This window comes from Actinomadura verrucosospora (genome assembly GCF_039540335.1).
Taxonomy (GTDB): domain Bacteria; phylum Actinomycetota; class Actinomycetes; order Streptosporangiales; family Streptosporangiaceae; genus Spirillospora; species Spirillospora verrucosospora.
In genome coordinates, this window is sequence record NZ_BAABEV010000011.1 from 174,582 (window position 1) to 190,892 (window position 16,311).

Annotated in this window: 16 protein-coding genes; 8 read left to right on the forward strand and 8 right to left on the reverse strand. The window is 72.8% G+C overall.

Annotation, left to right across the window (positions count from 1 at the left end; all coding sequences use genetic code 11):
- The first annotated feature begins 4 nt into the window (after positions 1 to 4).
- Together ABD944_RS15435 and ABD944_RS15440 are read left to right on the forward strand one after the other, a co-directional pair.
- Positions 5 to 1,096 carry an adenosine deaminase gene (locus tag ABD944_RS15435; RefSeq protein ID WP_345176748.1) on the forward strand — a complete coding sequence of 364 codons (1,092 nt, stop codon included), beginning with the start codon at positions 5 to 7 and terminating at the stop codon, positions 1,094 to 1,096.
- 7 nt (positions 1,097 to 1,103) lie between these two features.
- Positions 1,104 to 1,766, forward strand: a complete 663-nt coding sequence (locus ABD944_RS15440) for a PH domain-containing protein (protein WP_345176749.1) — start codon at positions 1,104 to 1,106, stop codon at positions 1,764 to 1,766.
- Between the two features lie 27 nt (positions 1,767 to 1,793).
- Here ABD944_RS15440 and ABD944_RS15445 read toward each other — a convergent pair whose 3' ends face one another.
- Genes ABD944_RS15445 through ABD944_RS15455 form a run of 3 tightly spaced genes read right to left on the reverse strand, consistent with a single transcriptional unit; the run spans position 1,794 to position 4,711 of the window.
- The gene (locus ABD944_RS15445; RefSeq protein WP_345176751.1) at positions 1,794 to 3,422 is read right to left on the reverse strand and encodes a phospho-sugar mutase; all 1,629 of its coding nucleotides are present in this window, start codon (positions 3,420 to 3,422) and stop codon (positions 1,794 to 1,796) included.
- Positions 3,419 to 4,219, reverse strand: a complete 801-nt coding sequence (locus tag ABD944_RS15450; protein ID WP_345176753.1) for a purine-nucleoside phosphorylase — start codon at positions 4,217 to 4,219, stop codon at positions 3,419 to 3,421. The genes ABD944_RS15445 and ABD944_RS15450 overlap by 4 nt, the downstream gene beginning before the upstream one ends.
- A 39-nt stretch (positions 4,220 to 4,258) precedes the next feature.
- On the reverse strand, positions 4,259 to 4,711 hold the full coding sequence (locus ABD944_RS15455; protein WP_345176756.1) for a gamma-glutamylcyclotransferase family protein: 453 nt from the start codon (positions 4,709 to 4,711) through the stop codon (positions 4,259 to 4,261).
- A gap of 203 nt (positions 4,712 to 4,914) precedes the next feature.
- On the opposite strand from ABD944_RS15455, the gene ABD944_RS15460 reads away from it, so the two are divergent.
- Positions 4,915 to 6,300, forward strand: coding sequence for an NAD(P)H-quinone dehydrogenase (locus ABD944_RS15460; protein ID WP_345176758.1), 1,386 nt, complete (start codon positions 4,915 to 4,917; stop codon positions 6,298 to 6,300).
- Positions 6,301 to 6,333: 33 nt separating this feature from the next.
- Here the strand turns inward: ABD944_RS15460 and ABD944_RS15465 are convergent, their stop codons facing one another.
- Both ABD944_RS15465 and ABD944_RS15470 read right to left on the reverse strand, forming a co-directional pair.
- Positions 6,334 to 7,617, reverse strand: coding sequence for an ArsB/NhaD family transporter (locus ABD944_RS15465; protein WP_345176761.1), 1,284 nt, complete (start codon positions 7,615 to 7,617; stop codon positions 6,334 to 6,336).
- A 40-nt stretch (positions 7,618 to 7,657) separates the two neighbouring features.
- Positions 7,658 to 8,116: a CBS domain-containing protein gene (locus ABD944_RS15470; protein ID WP_345176764.1), complete on the reverse strand. Its 459-nt coding sequence runs from the start codon at positions 8,114 to 8,116 to the stop codon at positions 7,658 to 7,660.
- A gap of 329 nt (positions 8,117 to 8,445) precedes the next feature.
- Here ABD944_RS15470 and ABD944_RS15475 point away from each other — a divergent pair, with 329 nt between their 5' ends.
- Entirely contained in the window at positions 8,446 to 9,123 is a 678-nt protein-coding gene (locus ABD944_RS15475) for a response regulator (RefSeq protein ID WP_345176767.1), read from the forward strand.
- Between the two features lie 25 nt (positions 9,124 to 9,148).
- Here ABD944_RS15475 and ABD944_RS15480 read toward each other — a convergent pair whose 3' ends face one another.
- The 3 genes from ABD944_RS15480 to ABD944_RS15490 all read right to left on the reverse strand — a co-directional run bounded on the left by ABD944_RS15480 (position 9,149) and on the right by ABD944_RS15490 (position 13,451).
- Positions 9,149 to 10,123: a HAMP domain-containing sensor histidine kinase gene (locus tag ABD944_RS15480; protein WP_345176769.1), complete on the reverse strand. Its 975-nt coding sequence runs from the start codon at positions 10,121 to 10,123 to the stop codon at positions 9,149 to 9,151.
- Between the two features lie 12 nt (positions 10,124 to 10,135).
- On the reverse strand, positions 10,136 to 11,542 hold the full coding sequence (locus tag ABD944_RS15485) for a hypothetical protein (protein ID WP_345176772.1): 1,407 nt from the start codon (positions 11,540 to 11,542) through the stop codon (positions 10,136 to 10,138).
- A gap of 142 nt (positions 11,543 to 11,684) precedes the next feature.
- On the reverse strand, positions 11,685 to 13,451 hold the full coding sequence (locus tag ABD944_RS15490; protein WP_345176774.1) for an acetyl/propionyl/methylcrotonyl-CoA carboxylase subunit alpha: 1,767 nt from the start codon (positions 13,449 to 13,451) through the stop codon (positions 11,685 to 11,687).
- A 206-nt stretch (positions 13,452 to 13,657) separates the two neighbouring features.
- Here ABD944_RS15490 and ABD944_RS15495 point away from each other — a divergent pair, with 206 nt between their 5' ends.
- The 4 genes from ABD944_RS15495 to ABD944_RS15510 all read left to right on the forward strand — a co-directional run bounded on the left by ABD944_RS15495 (position 13,658) and on the right by ABD944_RS15510 (position 16,243).
- Positions 13,658 to 14,698, forward strand: coding sequence for an SPFH domain-containing protein (locus ABD944_RS15495; protein WP_345176777.1), 1,041 nt, complete (start codon positions 13,658 to 13,660; stop codon positions 14,696 to 14,698).
- 42 nt (positions 14,699 to 14,740) lie between these two features.
- Positions 14,741 to 15,070: a hypothetical protein gene (locus tag ABD944_RS15500; protein ID WP_345176779.1), complete on the forward strand. Its 330-nt coding sequence runs from the start codon at positions 14,741 to 14,743 to the stop codon at positions 15,068 to 15,070.
- Positions 15,071 to 15,145: 75 nt separating this feature from the next.
- Positions 15,146 to 15,697, forward strand: coding sequence for a hypothetical protein (locus tag ABD944_RS15505; protein ID WP_345176781.1), 552 nt, complete (start codon positions 15,146 to 15,148; stop codon positions 15,695 to 15,697).
- Positions 15,698 to 15,973: 276 nt separating this feature from the next.
- Positions 15,974 to 16,243 (forward strand): WXG100 family type VII secretion target, encoded by a 270-nt coding sequence (locus tag ABD944_RS15510; protein WP_089314806.1) that lies wholly within the window; start codon positions 15,974 to 15,976, stop codon positions 16,241 to 16,243.
- The last annotated feature ends 68 nt before the right edge of the window (positions 16,244 to 16,311 follow it).

Genomic DNA, 16,311 nt, shown 5'->3' on the forward strand with positions numbered 1-16,311 from the left:
GGGAATGAACGATCGGCCTACTCTCGAGGACATCCGCCGCGCGCCGAAGGTACTGCTGCACGACCACCTTGACGGCGGCGTGCGGCCCGCCACCATCGTGGACCTGGCGCGGGAGACCGGGTACGGGGACCTGCCCACCACCGACGCGGACGCCCTGCGGACGTGGTTCGAGGAGGCCTCCAACTCCGGATCGCTCGAACGGTACCTGGAGACGTTCTCCCACACGGTCGGGGTGATGCAGACCGTCGAGGCGCTCACCCGGGTCGCCTACGAGTGCGCCGAGGACCTCGCGAACGACGGGATCGTCTACGCGGAGGTCCGGTACGCCCCCGAGCAGCACCTGCGCGAGGGGCTGTCGCTGGAGCAGGTCGTCGAGGCCGTCCTGGACGGCTTCGCCCGCGGCCGCGAGGACTTCGGCATCCGCGTCGGGACGCTCGTCACCGCGATGCGGCACCAGGCGCGCAGCATGGAGATCGCGGAGCTGGCCGTCCGGTACCGGGACGCGGGCGTCGTCGGGTTCGACATCGCGGGCGCCGAGGCCGGGTACCCGCCCACCCGCCACCTGGACGCGTTCGAGTACCTGCAGCGCGAGAACGCGCACTTCACGATCCACGCGGGCGAGGGGTTCGGGCTGCCGTCGATCTGGCAGGCGATCCAGTGGTGCGGCGCCGACCGGCTCGGGCACGGCGTCCGGATCATCGACGACATCGAGGTCGAGGGCGGCGAGGCGCGGCTCGGCCGGCTCGCCGACTACGTGCGCGACAAGCGGATCCCGCTGGAGATGTGCCCGACCTCCAACATCCAGACGGGCGCGGCGAAGTCGATCGCCGAGCACCCGATCGGGCTGCTGCGGAGGCTGAGCTTCCGGGTCACGGTCAACACCGACAACCGGCTGATGAGCGGCACGACGCTGTCGGAGGAGTTCGCCAAGCTCGCCGACGCGTTCGGCTACGGATGGGACGACCTGCAGTGGTTCACGGTGAACGCGATGAAGTCGGCGTTCGCGCCGTTCAACGAGCGGCTCGAACTGATCAACGGGGTGATCAAGCCCGGTTTCGCGCAGCTCAAGTGGAGCGGCGCCCGGCCCCTGGCATGATCGAGCCATGACCATTCGCTCCACCGGCGGGCGCGTCGCGGCGTACGCGTGGCTGGTGTTCGCCGCCCTCAACCTCGTCGACCTGTTCGTCGGCATCACCGGCGACCCCGACTACTCGCTGACGACGGTGACGATCGCGTTCCTGCTGCTGCTCGGCTGCGGGATCGCCTACACGGTCGGGCTGCGGCCGCTGATCGCCGGCGACGAGGACGGGGTGACGATCCGCAACCCGCTGCGGGACGTCCGGGCGCCGTGGGGCGCGGTCCGCCGGATCGAGGGCAGGAACGCGCTCACGGTGGTGTTCGCCGGCCCGGACGGGACGGACCTGGAGACCCGGGCGTGGGTGCTCCAGACCTCGCCCCGGGCGCAGGCCAAGGCGGAGGCCCGCGCCGAGAAGGAGGCCCGCAAGGGCAAGGGGCAGGCGCAGGGGCTCGATCTGCGGGGGCGGACGCCGACCGCGTACGCGGCGCAGCAGTTGAACGAGATGAAGGAACGGCAGCGCTCCACGGCCCGGTCGGGCGCGCCGGACAAGGCGGCCAGGGCCAAGGCCGAGGCGGAGGAGCAGGGGCCCGCCAGGGGGAGGGTCACGTGGTCCGTTCCCGCGGTGGCCTCGCTGGCCGTCCCGCTGGCGGTGGTCGTCGCCCTGCTGATCGTCGGCGCGGTCGGCTGAGGGCCCCGGTCGGCTGAGGGGGCCGGGTCAGCCGATGGCCGCGGACACGTCCGCGCGGAGGGCCTCCAGGTCGGCGGCGGCGCGCGTGCGGACCTCGGCGACGTCCCCGTCCACCGGGAGGACGACCTCCAGATAGCACTTCAGCTTCGGCTCCGTCCCGGAGGGGCGCACGACCACCCGCGAGCCCCCGGCCAGGCGGAACCGGAGCCCGTCGGTGGGCGGCAGGTCCCCGGCGGGCAGGGCGAGGTCGTCGAAGGACTCGACGCGCCGCCCGCCGAGCTCGCGCGGGGGATCGGAGCGCAGCCGGGCCATCGCCGCGGTGATCAGCGAGAGGTCGCTCACCCTGACCGACAGCTGGGACGTCGCGTGCAGCCCGTACCGGCGGGCCTGCGCGTCCAGCAGGTCGAGCAGCGTGCGGCCGTCGCGCCTGGCGTCGGCCGCGAGCGCGGCGACGGCGAGCGCGGCGCCGATGCCGTCCTTGTCGTTGACGAGCACGCCCCGGTCGTCGCCGACGCTGTAGCCGAGCGCCTCCTCGTAGCCGAACACCATCCTGAGGCCCGGACCGCCCGCCTTCATGATCCACTTGAAGCCGGTGAGCGTCTCGGCGAACCGGACGCGGTGCGCGGCGGCGATCGAGCGCAGCAGCGACGACGACACGATCGTCGTCGCGACCAGGCGGTCGTCGCCCGTGGTGTGCCGCAGCACGTGCTCGGCCAGCAGCCCGCCGACCTCGTCCCCGGTGAGGGTCCGCCACCCGGACGGGCCCGGGACGGCGACGGCGCAGCGGTCGGCGTCCGGATCGTTCGCGATCACCAGGTCGGCGCCGCGGGCCTCGGCGAGGCCGAGGGCCAGGTCGAGCGCGCCCGGCTCCTCCGGGTTCGGGAAGTCGACGGTGGGGAAGTCGGGGTCGGGCTCGGCCTGCTCCGGGACGACGGCCGGCGCGGGGAACCCGGCGCGCTCGAACGCGGCGAGCAGGACGTCCCGGCCCACCCCGTGCAGGGGCGTGTAGACGATCGAGACGTCCCGGTCGCCGCCGAGGCGCAGGGACGACACCGCGTCCAGGTAGAGGCCGGCGCCCTCGTGGACGGGCCACCCCTCGCCGAGGGGGAGCTCGTCGACGCGGCCGACGGCGTCGATCGCGGCGGAGATCTCCGCGTCCGTCGGCGGGACGATCTGCGCCCCGTCCGCCCAGTACACCTTGTAGCCGTTGTCGCGCGGCGGGTTGTGGCTGGCCGTGACCATGACGCCCGCCACGATGTCGTCGAACGCCCGGGTGAAGTGCGCCAGGACCGGCGTCGGGACGGGATCGGCGAACACCTCGGGACGCAGCCCCGCCCCGCTCAGCACGGCCGCGGTGTCGTCGGCGAACCGCCGGGAGCCGTGCCGCGCGTCGAACCCGATCACCACCCGGCCGCCGGCGGGCAGCCGGGCGGCCAGACCGGCGGCGGCGCGCATGACCGTCACCCGGTTCATCCGGTTCGGCCCGGCGCCGAGCTCGCCGCGCAGCCCGGCCGTCCCGAACTCCAGCCGCGTCCCGAACCGGTCGGCGAGGACCGCCTCGTCGCCCGCGTCGAGGATCGCCCGCAGTTCTGCGCGGGTCGCCGGGTCGGGGTCCTGGGCGAGCCACTCCCCGGCCCGCGCGCGCAGGTCGCTCACAGCTTCGCCAGGACGGTGGCGAGCAGGGTGCCCATGCGGCCGGCCGACGCGCGTCCCGCCGCGAGGACCTCCTCGTGGTCGAGCGGCTCGTCCGACAGCCCCGCCGCGATGTTGGTGACCAGGGAGATGCCGAGCACCTCCGCGCCGCCCTGGCGGGCCGCGATGGTCTCCAGCACCGTCGACATGCCGATCATGTCGGCGCCCAGCGTGCGCAGCATCCGGATCTCGGCGGGCGTCTCGTAGGTCGGGCCGCGGAACGCCGCGTAGACGCCCTCCGACAGGCTCGGGTCGGCCTCTTTGGCCAGGGCCCGCAGGCGTCCCGAGTACGCCTCGGTCAGGTCGAGGAACGTCGCGCCGGTCAGCGGGTTCGCGCCGGACAGGTTCAGGTGGTCGGAGATCAGCACCGGGTCGCCCACCCGCTGGTGCTCGGGCCGCAGCCCGCCCGCGGCGTTCGTGAGCACCATCGTCTTGACGCCCGCGGCGAGCGCCGTCCGGACGCCGTGCACCACGGAGTCGACCCCGCGCCCCTCGTACAGGTGCGTGCGGCCGAGGAACACCAGCGCGTTGCGCCCGCCGATCTCCACGACCCGGATCCGGCCGGCGTGGCCCTCCACGGCCGGCGGCGCGAACCCGGGCAGCTCGGCCACCGTCAGCTCGGCGACGGGCTCGCCCAGCTTGTCGGCCGCCGGAACCCACCCGGACCCCATGACGAGGGCGACGTCGAAGGAGTCGATGGACGTGCGGGAGCGCAGCGCGTCCGCGGCGTCCCGTGCCAGTGCAAAAGCGTCGTTGCTCACGCCGCCGACACTACCGCCGCGCCGCCCGGCCGCCGCCGGTCAGTCGCCCAGCGACTTGCAGGGGCGTGTGCGCAGGTCCTTGACGTAGTCGTCGGGCGCGCCGGCCTTCTCGGCGGCGTCGGCGAGGATGCCGAGATAGCGCGCGGACGGCAGCCCGCCCTCGTAGTCGTCCAGGACGTACATCCAGCACAGCGCGTCGCCGTCGAGCGTCTGCACTCGCACCCTGATCTTGCGGTAGACGTTGAGCGCGGCGCCCTCCCAGGCGTCGAGTTCCTTCTCGTCCCAGGCAGGCACGTCGTAGATGACGACGAAGACCTGCTCGGAGTCGTCCTCGACGACCGTCGCGAGAGCCCCGTCCCAGCCCTTGTCCTGCCCGCCGAAGGTCAGGCGCCAGCCGGCGAGCCAGCCGGTGCCGCGCATGGGCGAGTGGGGAGCCCGGCCGGCCATCTGCTCGGGGTCCATGTTGGAGGCGTACGCCGCGTACAGAGCCACGGGGGAAGGCTACGCCAAGTAAGGCTCGGGGGTGTGGGGGACGCCCCCCACAGGGAAGACGCCACCAGGGAGGCGGGGGTGTGGCTGCTGTGGTCTGCGATGGAACGCGCCACACCGGTTGATGGGCCACTCGGGGGTTGTTGCAGGAAGAAAGGGTCCGGAGCGGGACTTTTCACTGCCGTGAGTAGGAAACAATGGAAGATGTGACCCGCATCGTGATCATCGGAGGAGGCCCGGGCGGTTACGAGGCCGCGCTCGTCGCGGCGCAGCTCGGCGCCGACGTGACCGTCGTCGAACGGGACGGTCCGGGCGGCGCGTGCGTGCTCACCGACTGCGTGCCCTCCAAGACGCTCATCGCCACCTCGACCCGCATCGCGGTCATGTCGGAGTCGGCCGGCCTCGGGCTGCGCTTCAACGGCGGCCCGGACGGGATCGTCGGCGCCCTCGAAGCCGACATGGCCACCGTCAACAAGCGCGTGAAGGACCTCGCACGGGCCCAGTCGTTCGACGTCGCCGAACGGCTCGCCTACGAGGAGGTCAAGATCGTCCGCGGCGAGGCGCGGCTGGTGGAGCCGCACGTCGTGGCGGTCGGCGAGCGCCGCATCCACGCCGACATCGTGCTCATCGCGACCGGCGCGACGCCGCGCGTGCTGCCCGGCGCGGAGCCGGACGGCGAGCGCATCCTGAACTGGCGCCAGCTCTACGACCTGCCGGAGCTGCCCGAGGAGCTGATCGTGGTCGGCTCCGGCGTGACGGGCGCCGAGCTCGCGGGCGCCTACCTGTCCCTCGGCTCGAAGGTGACGCTGGTCTCCTCGCGCGACCGGATCCTGCCCACGGAGGACGCCGACGCCGCCGCCGTCCTGCAGGACGTGTTCCTGCGGCGCGGCATGAACGTCATGTCGCGGTCGCGGGCCGCGGCCGTGGAGCGGTCGGGCAACGGCGTGATCGTCACGCTGGAGGACGGGACGAAGGTCGAGGGCACCCACTGCCTGATGACCGTGGGCATGGTCCCGAACACCCGGGGCATCGGCCTGGAGGAGGTCGGCGTGCGGTGCGACGCGCGCGGCTTCGTCGAGGTCGACAAGGTGTCGCGGACGTCGGTCCCGCACATCTACGCCTCCGGCGACTGCACCGGCGTGCTCATGCTGGCCTCCGTCGCCGGCATGCAGGGGCGCATCGCTATGTGGCACGCGCTGGGCGAGGCCGTGCAGCCGCTGAAGCTCGGCTGGGTCTCCTCCAACATCTTCACCGATCCCGAGGTCGCGTCGGTCGGCGTGACGCAGCACATGGTCGACTCCGGGGACGTCAACGCCCGGACGGTCATGCTGCCGCTGTTCACCAACGCGCGCGCCAAGATGCAGGGCTTCGAGGACGGCTTCGTGAAGCTGTTCTGCCGCCCGTCCACGGGGATCGTGCTCGGCGGCGTCATCGTGGCGCCGCGGGCCAGCGAGCTGATCCTGGGCGTGTCGATCGCCGTCCAGCAGCACCTCACGGTCGACCAGGTGGCGCACACGTTCGCGGTCTACCCGTCGCTGTCGGGCAGCATCACCGAGGCGTCCCGCCGGCTGATGGCCGAGCACGCCTACTAGCGGCGTGCCCGGCCGGGCCGTCCGGAGATCCGGCTAGAAGTAGCGCAGGGCGACGTAGACCCACGCCATCAGCGTGCTCAGCACCGTCACGATGATCCCGTACCGGGTGAACTGCCAGAAGCTGATCGGGTTGCCGGTCTTGGCGGCGATGCCGATCGCGACCACGTTGGCGCTCGCGGCGACGGCCGTCCCGTTGCCGCCGAAGTCCGCGCCGAGGGCGAACGACCACCACAGCGCCTGCGCGGTCGTGGGGTCGGGCGCGCCCGCGGCCATCCCCTCCACGATCGGCGCCATCGTCGCCGCGTAGGGGATGTTGTCGAAGAACGCGCCGAGCACGGCCGACCCGAACAGCAGAGCGGTGGCGCCCGCGAAATAGTTGTCGCCCACCGCGTCCGCCGACCAGGTCCCGATCCTCTCGATGACGCCGGTGTGCCCGAGGGCGGCCACCATCACGAACAGCCCCATGAAGAAGACCAGGACGGGCCACTCCACCTCTTCGAGGACCTCGGAGACCTGGACGCGCGACACCAGCAGCATCACGCCCGCGCCGACGAGCGCCACGATGGACGGCTCGACGTGCAGCACCGAGTGCAGCGAGAACCCGGCGATGACCAGGCCGAGCACGGCCAGGCACCGGACGAGGAGCGCCGGATCGGTGATCGCCTTGCGCTCGTCCAGCGACATCACCTCGGCCGCGTACCGCTCGTCGTACCGGAAGGAGGAGCGGAACAGCACCCGGGCCAGCAGCACGAACGCGATGAAGACGATCACCGTGATCGGCGCCATGTGGACGAGGAAGTCGTTGAACGTCAGCCCCGCCCGGCTGGCGATGATGATGTTCGGCGGGTCCCCGATCAGGGTCGCGGCGCCGCCGATGTTGGACGCCAGCACCTCGGCGATGAGGTAGGGGTGGGCCGGGACGCGCAGCCGGTTGCAGACCACCACCGTCACCGGCGCCACCAGCATGATCGTGGTGACGTTGTCCAGGAACGGCGAGGCGACCGCGGTGATGAGCATCAGCATCACCAGCAGCCGGTACGGCCTGCCCCTGGAGCGCTTGGCCGCCCAGATCGCCAGGTAGTCGAAGAGCCCGGTGCCCTTGACGACCCCCACGATGATCATCATTCCGAGCAGCAGGAAGATGACGTTCCAGTCGATCCCGTCGTGCTCGGAGAAGAAGACCTCGGCGCCGGGGGCGAGCCCGAGGACCGTCAGCACGCCCGCGGCGACGAGGACGACCTTGACCTTGTCGACCTTCTCGGTCGCGATGAAGAAGAACGCGACCACGAACACGGCGAGTGCCGCGACCGCGGTCACCGCGCGCCCTCGCGCCGGGCGCCGGCGGGGGAGCCGTCCCTCAGTCGCCGGGCCTGGTCAGCGCCAGCGCCGACAGCAGCCGGTCGAGCGTGACCGCCCCGGCCAGCAGCCCGGCCTCGTCCACCACGGCGACCAGGGGGCTGCGCTGGCGCGCCATCAGCGTGGCGAGCTCCAGCAGCGTCGCGGACGTCCTGACGATCACCGGGCGGGGAGTGGGCGTTGCGAGGCAGTCGCCGACCGTGAGGTCGCGGATCTCGTGCCAGAAGACGTCGGCGTGCGCCTCGTCCACGGTCCGGGTCAGGGCCGGATCCTCCTGGTAGGCGACGGGGACCGCCAGCCGCAGCACCTGCGTGCCCGGCAGGACGACCACAGGGCGCTGCGCCCGGTCGATCACGATCAGGCCGGGCAGCCGCCCGAGCGCCATGACCTGGATGGCGTGGGCGATCGAGTCGCCCAGGGTCACGGTGGGCACCTGTACGGCGATGTCCCGCGCTTGCATGGTGTCCTTTCGGCTTCCGGAAAGCCTGGTCCTCCGGGTGGATGGGGTCCTCCTTCTGGCGCCGGGGGCGGACCCGTCACGGGACGGCCTCCGCGGTGCCGTGGGCGGGGGACGGTGCCCTCCGCCCGTTCGCCGTGCCATGCGTCCGCCCCTTTCGTCCTGCGGCTTCCAGTCTTTTCGGCGGCGGCCCGCGTCCCCATCGGGCGCGGCACCCATATCGGGCGGTGCGGATCATGTATTCGCGGGCGGCGGCCCGGTCCCAGCGGGGCGGCGCGCCTAGGATGAGGACGAGACCGCAGGTGACCGGTGCGCACGAGAGGCGGTGATCGGTGCACGCGGGAGGCTTCGCGCACACCCGGGAGTCGGCGACCCGGATCCTGCTCGCCGACGACCACGCGCTGGTGCGCCGGGGGCTGCGCCTGATCCTGGACGCCGAGCCCGACCTGACCGTGGTGGCGGAGGCCGCCGACGGGGCGGAGGCGGTCGACGCGCTCGCCGCGGGCGGCGTCGACCTGGCGATCCTCGACATCGCGATGCCCCGCATGACGGGGCTGCAGGCCGCGCGGGAGATCTCCCGCCGCTTCCCCGGCGTCCGGACGCTGATCCTGTCGATGTACGACAACGAGCAGTACCTGTTCGAGGCGCTCAAGGCGGGCGCGTCCGGGTACGTGCTGAAGTCCGTCGCCGACCGCGACCTGCTGCACGCCGTCCGCGCCGCGATGCGCGGCGAGCCGTTCCTGTACCCGGCGGCGGTGACCGCGCTGATCCGCGAGTACCTCGACCGCGACCGGCGCGGCGAGGGCCAGGCGAGCATCCTGACGCCCCGCGAGGAGGAGATCATCAAGCTGGTCGCGGAGGGCTACTCGTCCCGGCGGATCGCCGAGACCCTCACGATCAGCGTCAAGACCGTCGACCGGCACCGCGCCAACATCCTCGGCAAGCTCGGGATGCGCGACCGGCTGGAGCTGACGAAGTACGCGATCCGCGTCGGGCTCGTCGAGCCCTGAGGGGCGGGCGCGGCGCCCGGCGGGGTCAGGCCCGGCGTGCGCCGGGCGGGGGGACGACCAGCCTCACCTCGGTGCCGCCGCCGTCCGCCGGGCCGATCGTCAGCTGCGCGCCGACGAGCATCGCGCGCTCCCGCATCCCGTGGATGCCGGACCCCACCCGGTCCGGCGGGCCGGTCCCGTCGTCGGCCACCCGCAGGACGACGCGCCCCTCCTCGTCCTGGGCGAGCGACAGCTCGGCGTTCCGCGCGCCCGAGTGCCGCCACACGTTCGTCAGGCTCTCCTGCGCGATCCGGTAGATCACCAGTTCGGCGTCCGCGCCGAGCCCCTCGGGGACGGGCTGGACGCGGCGGGTCACGCGGGGGCCGCCCGTCCCGGAGAAGTCCGTGGCGAGGGCGGTGAGCGCGCTGGTCAGCCCCAGGTCGTCCAGGACGCCGGGGCGCAGCCGCCGGGCGACGCGGCGCACCTCGTCCAGGCTGGACCGGACGGTCTCCTGGACCTCCCGCAGCTCCTCCGAGATCTCCTCCGGCGCCCGGTTCGCCACCGACTTCAGCTCCAGCAGCACCACGGTGAGGGTCTGGCCGATCTCGTCGTGGAGCTCCTGGGCGATGCGGCGGCGCTCCGCCTCCTGCGCGTCCAGGACGAGGGCGGTGCTGGTGCTGCGGTCGGCCTCCAGCCGGTCGAGCATCGCGTTGAACTCGTCGACCACGTGGAACAGGTCGCCGCTGCCGCCGGCCGGCAGCCGGTCGCCGGAGCGCAGCGAGTCCATGCGCGCCATCAGCGCGGTGAGCCCCTCCAGCGGCGCCAGGCCGGCGCGCAGCAGCAGGGCGTTCGCCGCGACCATGACCGCCAGCCCGCCCAGCAGCACGAAGAACTCGTTCAGGAGGATCGGCGTCGACACGGTCACCGGTCCCACCGCCAGCACGAGGGTGCCGACCACGAACACCAGGCCGTTGATGCCGAGGATGCGCCAGAACAGCGCGGACGCGGGTGTCCTGCTCACGGGGAACGCCCCTCAGAAGCCGCCGAAGTCCCCGCCTCCGCCGAAGTCGCCGCCGCCCCCGAAGTCGCCTCCGCCGAAGTCCCAGCCACCGCCGACGTCGCCGTCGCCTCCGCCGAAGTCGCCTCCGCCGAAGCCTCCGCCGAAGCCGCCGCCCCACATCGAGCCGAGCGCGGTGCCGATCAGCATGCCGCTGAGCAGGTCGACGCCGCCGTAGCCGTAGTAGTAGCCGCCGGCGTAGGGCGCGTAGGCGGGGCCGGCGTTCCAGTAGGGCTGCCGCCCCCCGCCGACCGGGACCATGCGGACGTCGGGGTCGTTCCCGTGCAGGACGGCCTCCGCGTCGGCCGCGCACGCCGGGACGGAGCGGGCGACGCCGCCGGGCGGCGCCCACGTCACGTCCTGGACGGACGGGCCGTGCTGCGGGTTGAAGAAGCAGGGCGGGCGCCGCTCGGGCACCGGGTCGCCGGCGAGCCGGGCGCGCGTCGCGGTCATGTAGTAGCGGCCGTCCTCCAGCGCCGTCGTGACCTCCTGCATGTCCTGCGGCCGGGCGGCGCGCTCGGTCGCGGACTTGGCGCGGTCGTAGGAGTTCATCGCGCGCTCGTAGTCGGCGCGGGTGTCGGGATCGAGGCCGCTGTCCATGACGTTCAGGTCGAGGCGGGCGATGTCCTCGCCGAGGAGCGTCACGTCCTCCTGCACGCCCGCCTTGAGGTCGGCCATCTCGCGCGCCGCCCGCTCCCGCCGCTTCCTCCGGGCGTTGAGCATGACGCCCGTGATCGCCGCCACCACGAGCACGAGCACGCCGAGCAGCACGTAGCCGATCGTCGCGCTGGACCTGGAGTCGCTGTCGACCTTCTTCTCGGCGAGGCCGCCGAACTGGATCAGCCGCTGCTTCAGCGGCGCGCCCTCGGTGCGGGTGACCAGCTGGTTGATCTCCGCGCGGTCCAGCTTCTTGGAGATCGCGCCCATCCGCGCGCCGTCGGCGGTGACCGCGACGTAGGTCTGGCCCTTGCCGACGCGCTCGGCGACGGCCGGGAGCAGTTGCCGGACCTCGGTCCCGGTCACGTCGTTGCGGACGACCACGGCGCGGATGTCGGCGTCGCTGTCGCCGCCGAGGGACGTCTCGATCTCGTTCCGGTCGGCCGGGGTCAGCGGGTTCCCGGCGCCGCTCGTCACGTACAGCCGCGAGTCGATCAGGCCCTTGGCGATCTGGCCGACGGTGTCGTCCGCCGCCGCCCGCGGAGCCGCCGCCCGCACGGCGGTTCCCGTCGCCGTCGCGGTCGCCGTCGTGCGGGTGGCGGCGGCCTGCGACGCGGCGGCGCCCGCCGGGGCGGCCAGGGCGAACGCCGGGACGGCGACGGCGGCGATGACCGCCGCCGCGGCGCCCCCGCGAGCCGCTCGAACGGCCCGGTTCTCGGTGCTCATGCTCTCAGTCTGCCCACGTGGACGCACCGATGCGTCCTTCGCAGGACGGATTTGCGCACGCGCCGCATGGGCACCGCGCCCCATCCCCTCCAGGGACCCGGAGCGCCGGGGCCCTGGAGGCGGCGCGGGCCGGGGGCCGCGCTCAGGAGTCCTTGATCTCGCAGATCACGGCGCCCGCGGAGACGGTCTGGCCCACCTCGGCGGACAGGCCGGTGAGCGTCCCCGCCTTGTGCGCGGTGAGCGGCTGCTCCATCTTCATGGCCTCCAGGACCACGATGGTGTCGCCGGCCGCCACGGTCGCGCCCTCCTCGACGAGGAGCTTGACGATGGTGCCCTGCATCGGGCTGACCAGGGAGTCGCCGGACGCCTGCGCCGCCCCGCCCTTCTTGGCGCCGCGGCGCCTGGCGGGCGCCGCCTTGCCGGCGGCGGGGGCGGCGGAGGCGCCGAACCCGGCGGGCAGGACGACCTCGATGCGGCGGCCGCCGACCTCCACGGTGACGCGCTCGCGCTCGCCCTCGTCCTCCTCGCCTGCGGGGGGAGCCTCGTGGGGCGGGATCGTGTTGTCGAACTCCGTCTCGATCCACCGGGTGTGGACGCTGAACGGGGTCTCGTCGTCCGCCGGGACGAACGCGGGGTCGTCCAGCACCGCCCGGTGGAACGGCAGGACCGTCGGCATGCCCTCGACGACGAACTCGGCGAGGGCGCGGCGGGACCGCTCGACGGCCTGCCGCCGCGTCGCGCCCGTCACGATCAGCTTCGCGATGAGGGAGTCGAACTCCTGGGGGACGGTCTGCCCGGCCTCGTAGCCGGCGTCCAGGCGGACCCCGGGGCCCGTCGGGGGGTGCCAGGCCGTCAGGGTGCCGACGGCCGGCAGGAACCCGCGCCCGGCGTCCTCGGCGTTCAGCCGGAACTCGATCGAGTGGCCGCGCAGCTCCGGGTCGCCGTAGCCGATCTCCTCGCCGTCGGCGACGCGGAACATCTCGCGGACGAGGTCGACCCCGGCGACCTCCTCGGTGACGGGGTGCTCGACCTGCAGGCGCGTGTTGACCTCCAGGAACGAGATCGTCCCGTCCTGGCCGACGAGGAACTCGCACGTCCCGGCGCCGACGTAGCCGGCCTCCTTCAGGATCGCCTTGGACGAGGAGTACAGCAGCTCCAGCTGCTCCTCGGACAGGTACGGCGCGGGCGCCTCCTCGACGAGCTTCTGGTGGCGGCGCTGGAGCGAGCAGTCGCGCGTGGACACCACGACCACGTTGCCGTGCTTGTCGGCCAGGCACTGCGTCTCCACGTGCCGGGGCTTGTCGAGGTACCGCTCGACGAAGCACTCGCCACGCCCGAAGGCGCCCACGGCCTCGCGGACGGCCGACTCGTACAGCTCGGGCACCTCCTCCAGCGTCCGGGCGACCTTCAGGCCGCGCCCGCCGCCGCCGAACGCGGCCTTGATCGCGATGGGCAGGCCGTGCTCGCGCGCGAACGCGACGACCTCGTCCGCGCCCGACACCGGGTCGGCGGTGCCGGCGACCAGCGGCGCGCCCACCCGCTGGGCGATGTGCCGGGCCTGCACCTTGTCGCCGAGCGCGGTGATCGCGGCCGGCGGCGGACCGATCCAGGTCAGTCCCGCGTTCTGCACGGCCGCGGCGAAGTCGGCGTTCTCCGCCAGGAAGCCGTAGCCGGGGTGGACGGCGTCGGCGCCCGACTCCGAGGCGATCTTCAGCAGCTTGTCGATGTCCAGGTAGCTCTCGGCCGCCGTCCGCCCGCCGAGGGCGAACGCCTCGTCGGCGACCCGAACGTGCAGCGCCTCCAGATCGGGCTCGGCGTACACCGCCACACTGGCCAGCCCCGCGTCGCGGCAGGCACGGGCGATACGGACCGCGATCTCGCCGCGGTTGGCGATCAGGACTTTGCGCACGTGGGTCTCCTCCTTCAACCTCGCAGGCAGTCTAGATAACCCGGATCCCAGGTTTTCGTAAGCCCCTCCTTATTGGGGGCGAGGTCCCGGATAGTGGGAGGCTTCCCCAGAAAGCGGTACCCCCAGGGGGATCCGGGCGGGGCTCCGGTCCGTCTCATCCGGGAACCCGCGGCACGACCCCCCGTGCGGGCATGAGAGGAGCCACCGTGGCCGAGAAGAAGACGTCCACAGCCAGGGAGAAGGCCGGCGCGACCCGGCGCTCCGGGGTGAGGGCGCCCAGCCGGCGCACCGCCATCGTCGCCGCCGTGCTGCTGGTCGTCGTGGGATGGCCGGTGCTGAGCGCGCTGTTCGGCGGCTTCGAGCGCACCGGCGGCGGCGAGATCGCCGTCGTCCGCAACGGCGGGTTCTTCGACAACAACAGGATCCGGCAGGTCATCGACCCCGGATCCGGCCGCGTCTGGGTCGGGCTCTACTCGCAGGTCCACAAGTACCCCGCCCAGCAGCGCTTCTACACGATCACCTCGGACTCCGGGAAGGGCGACGAGTCCGGCGTGGACGTCGTCACCGTGCCGAGCTCGGACGGCGTCAACATGGGCATCGAGGGGACGCTGTACTTCACGCTCAACCAGGACCACAAGGCCCTCAGGCAGTTCGACGACAAGTACGGCACCCGCAAGTTCCGCAGCGCCAGCGGCGAGACCTACAACGTCTACGACGGCGACAAGGGCTGGTCGGCGTTCCTCGACCAGATCGTCCGGCCGGTCATCGACAACGACCTGCGCAGCCAGATCAACAGCTTCCGCTGCGCCGAGCTCGTCTCCTCCTGCGCCCTCGTGCAGAACTCCTCCGCGCCGAGGAACGTCCAGACCGCGGGGCAGCAGGCGCAGAGCAACAACGGCAACATCGCCAAGGTGCAGAACGCGATCAACACGAGCCTGGCCGCGGACCTGGAGCAGACGCTCGGCGGCAAGTTCGTCACCAACATCCACTTCAACCTGGTGCGGATCACCCTGCCGGCCAAGGTGCAGGACGCGGTGGACCGCGCGCAGGCCGCGTTCGCGCAGATCAGCGAGGCCCAGGCCAAGGTCGCCTCGGCCAAGGCGGAGGCCGCGGCCAACAAGGCCCGCCAGGACGGCTACAACAAGTGCCCGACCTGCGCGAGGATCGAGGAGCTGAAGGCCCTTCCGCAGGGCATCACGGTCTACGCGCCCGGCAACCCGAACGGCTCGCTCCTGCGGGGCAGGTAGGCGCCGGGGCGGCGGCGGGCGCGGACGGCGAGGGAGGCGGTCGTGCGGTTTCTGATCGTTCTGGTGGCGCTGGCGGTGGCGGCCGTGGTGGTCGTCCTGCTGCTCTACGGGTTCTCCGACCGGTCGTCGCGGAGCCGGGCGCGGCTGGAGGACGGCGCCCGGTGGGAGGCGCACACCGAGTCGACCGGCGGCGTCACCACGGTCGTCGTCCGGCGCGTCTCCCGCGGCGGCGCCGGGGAGGTGCTCGCGGAGATCGGCCGCCAGGCCGTCGCCGCCATTCCGGACGGTGATCCGGAATGGGAGGAGCGCTACCACGAGGCGATGGCGCGGGCCCGCTCGCGCGTCGCCGCACTGGAGAGCGAAGCGGACTGAACCGGCGTTCCTCCCGCGGTCCGGCCGTGTAATGTCGGCTCGGACCCACCAGCCTTTGATCAGCGGGAGAGGCCGATGGTTCGCCCGTGGCCCCGGGCCGGACTGGCGGTCGTGCTGGCCGCCTGCCTGCTGGCGCCCTCGTCGGGCGTGCGCGGGCCGACCCCTGCGGTGGAGGACTACCTCACCCGCCAGCTCACCGTCGCCGCGAACTCCTACCTGGAGCGCCGCTCCCAGGCCCTCGTGCAGAAGGACGGCCGCGACCGCGGCGCCGCCCCCACGGAGGTGCTCGGCGTGCGGATCTCCCCGTCGCTGGTGCGGTCGCAGGAGAAGGCCGTCCGGGAGCTGGAGACCCGCAACCGCGCCCCCGTGGAGGGCGGCCCCGCCTATACCGGGGCCCGCACGCGCCTGGACGAGGGCCGCGCCGTCCGCACGGGCGACCGCATCACGCTGGAGGCGGTGGAGCACACGGAGATGCGCTACGGCCTCGGCGGCCGCGGGAAGGTCACCCAGTCGGTGCGGCGCCGGTTCGAGTTCCGCGCGTCCGGCGAGCAGATCACGATGGTCGGCGAGCGGGTCCTGGACCCGGGGGCGCACCCGGTGAACGACCCGATCGGCGAGAACCGCTGACGCGCCGCTCCTCCCTTTCTTGCGGCGATCTCCATTCACATCCGGAAACCGCTCTGAAATTCTCTTGACGCGCAGTAATTATCCTCGTCACAAGCCGTTCGGCTTCGCCCTCGCTGGCCACATCCGGACAGGCCGTCATGGTGGGAATGTGGCCGTTTCGACGGGGGATACCCGGGGGGTCGCTGGATGGATGTGATCGGTGGGGCGTAGGCTGGCGCCATTCCTGCGGCAGCGGCTGGAAACGTTCCAACGATCAGCGAGGAAAGGGCCGGGGCGATGGGTGACAAGCGCGGCGCCAACCTGGGCGAGCTAGAGGAACTGTCCCGCATCTTCAGCAAGCACTCCCGCAACCTCGACGCCCTCATCAAGGACCTCAACGGCCGCACCGTGAGCAGCAGCGCGGCCTGGTGGGGCCCCGGGGCCGACCGCTTCCGCGCCTCCTGGGCCGAGGCCAAGACCGCCTTCGACAAGATGGCCGTCGCCCTCGAACAGGGCAGCCAGGACATCCGCAGGTCCCAGCAGAACATCGAGGCCGCCACGCGCTGAGCCTCCGCGAGCCGCGGGTCCCGGCCCATCCCCCCGAGGCCGGGACCCGCCTTTTTTCTTCGCCCGGC

Bases quoted from the DNA above. Each gene is read 5' to 3' on its own strand.
- ABD944_RS15470 (WP_345176764.1), bottom strand. From the start codon at position 8,116: ATGCAAGCGCGGGACATCGCCGTACAGGTGCCCACCGTGACCCTGGGC.
- ABD944_RS15485 (WP_345176772.1), bottom strand. From the start codon at position 11,542: ATGAGCACCGAGAACCGGGCCGTTCGAGCGGCTCGCGGGGGCGCCGCG.
- ABD944_RS15505 (WP_345176781.1), top strand. From the start codon at position 15,146: ATGGTTCGCCCGTGGCCCCGGGCCGGACTGGCGGTCGTGCTGGCCGCC.
- ABD944_RS15440 (WP_345176749.1), top strand. From the start codon at position 1,104: ATGACCATTCGCTCCACCGGCGGGCGCGTCGCGGCGTACGCGTGGCTG.
- ABD944_RS15435 (WP_345176748.1), top strand. From the start codon at position 5: ATGAACGATCGGCCTACTCTCGAGGACATCCGCCGCGCGCCGAAGGTA.
- ABD944_RS15510 (WP_089314806.1), top strand. From the start codon at position 15,974: ATGGGTGACAAGCGCGGCGCCAACCTGGGCGAGCTAGAGGAACTGTCC.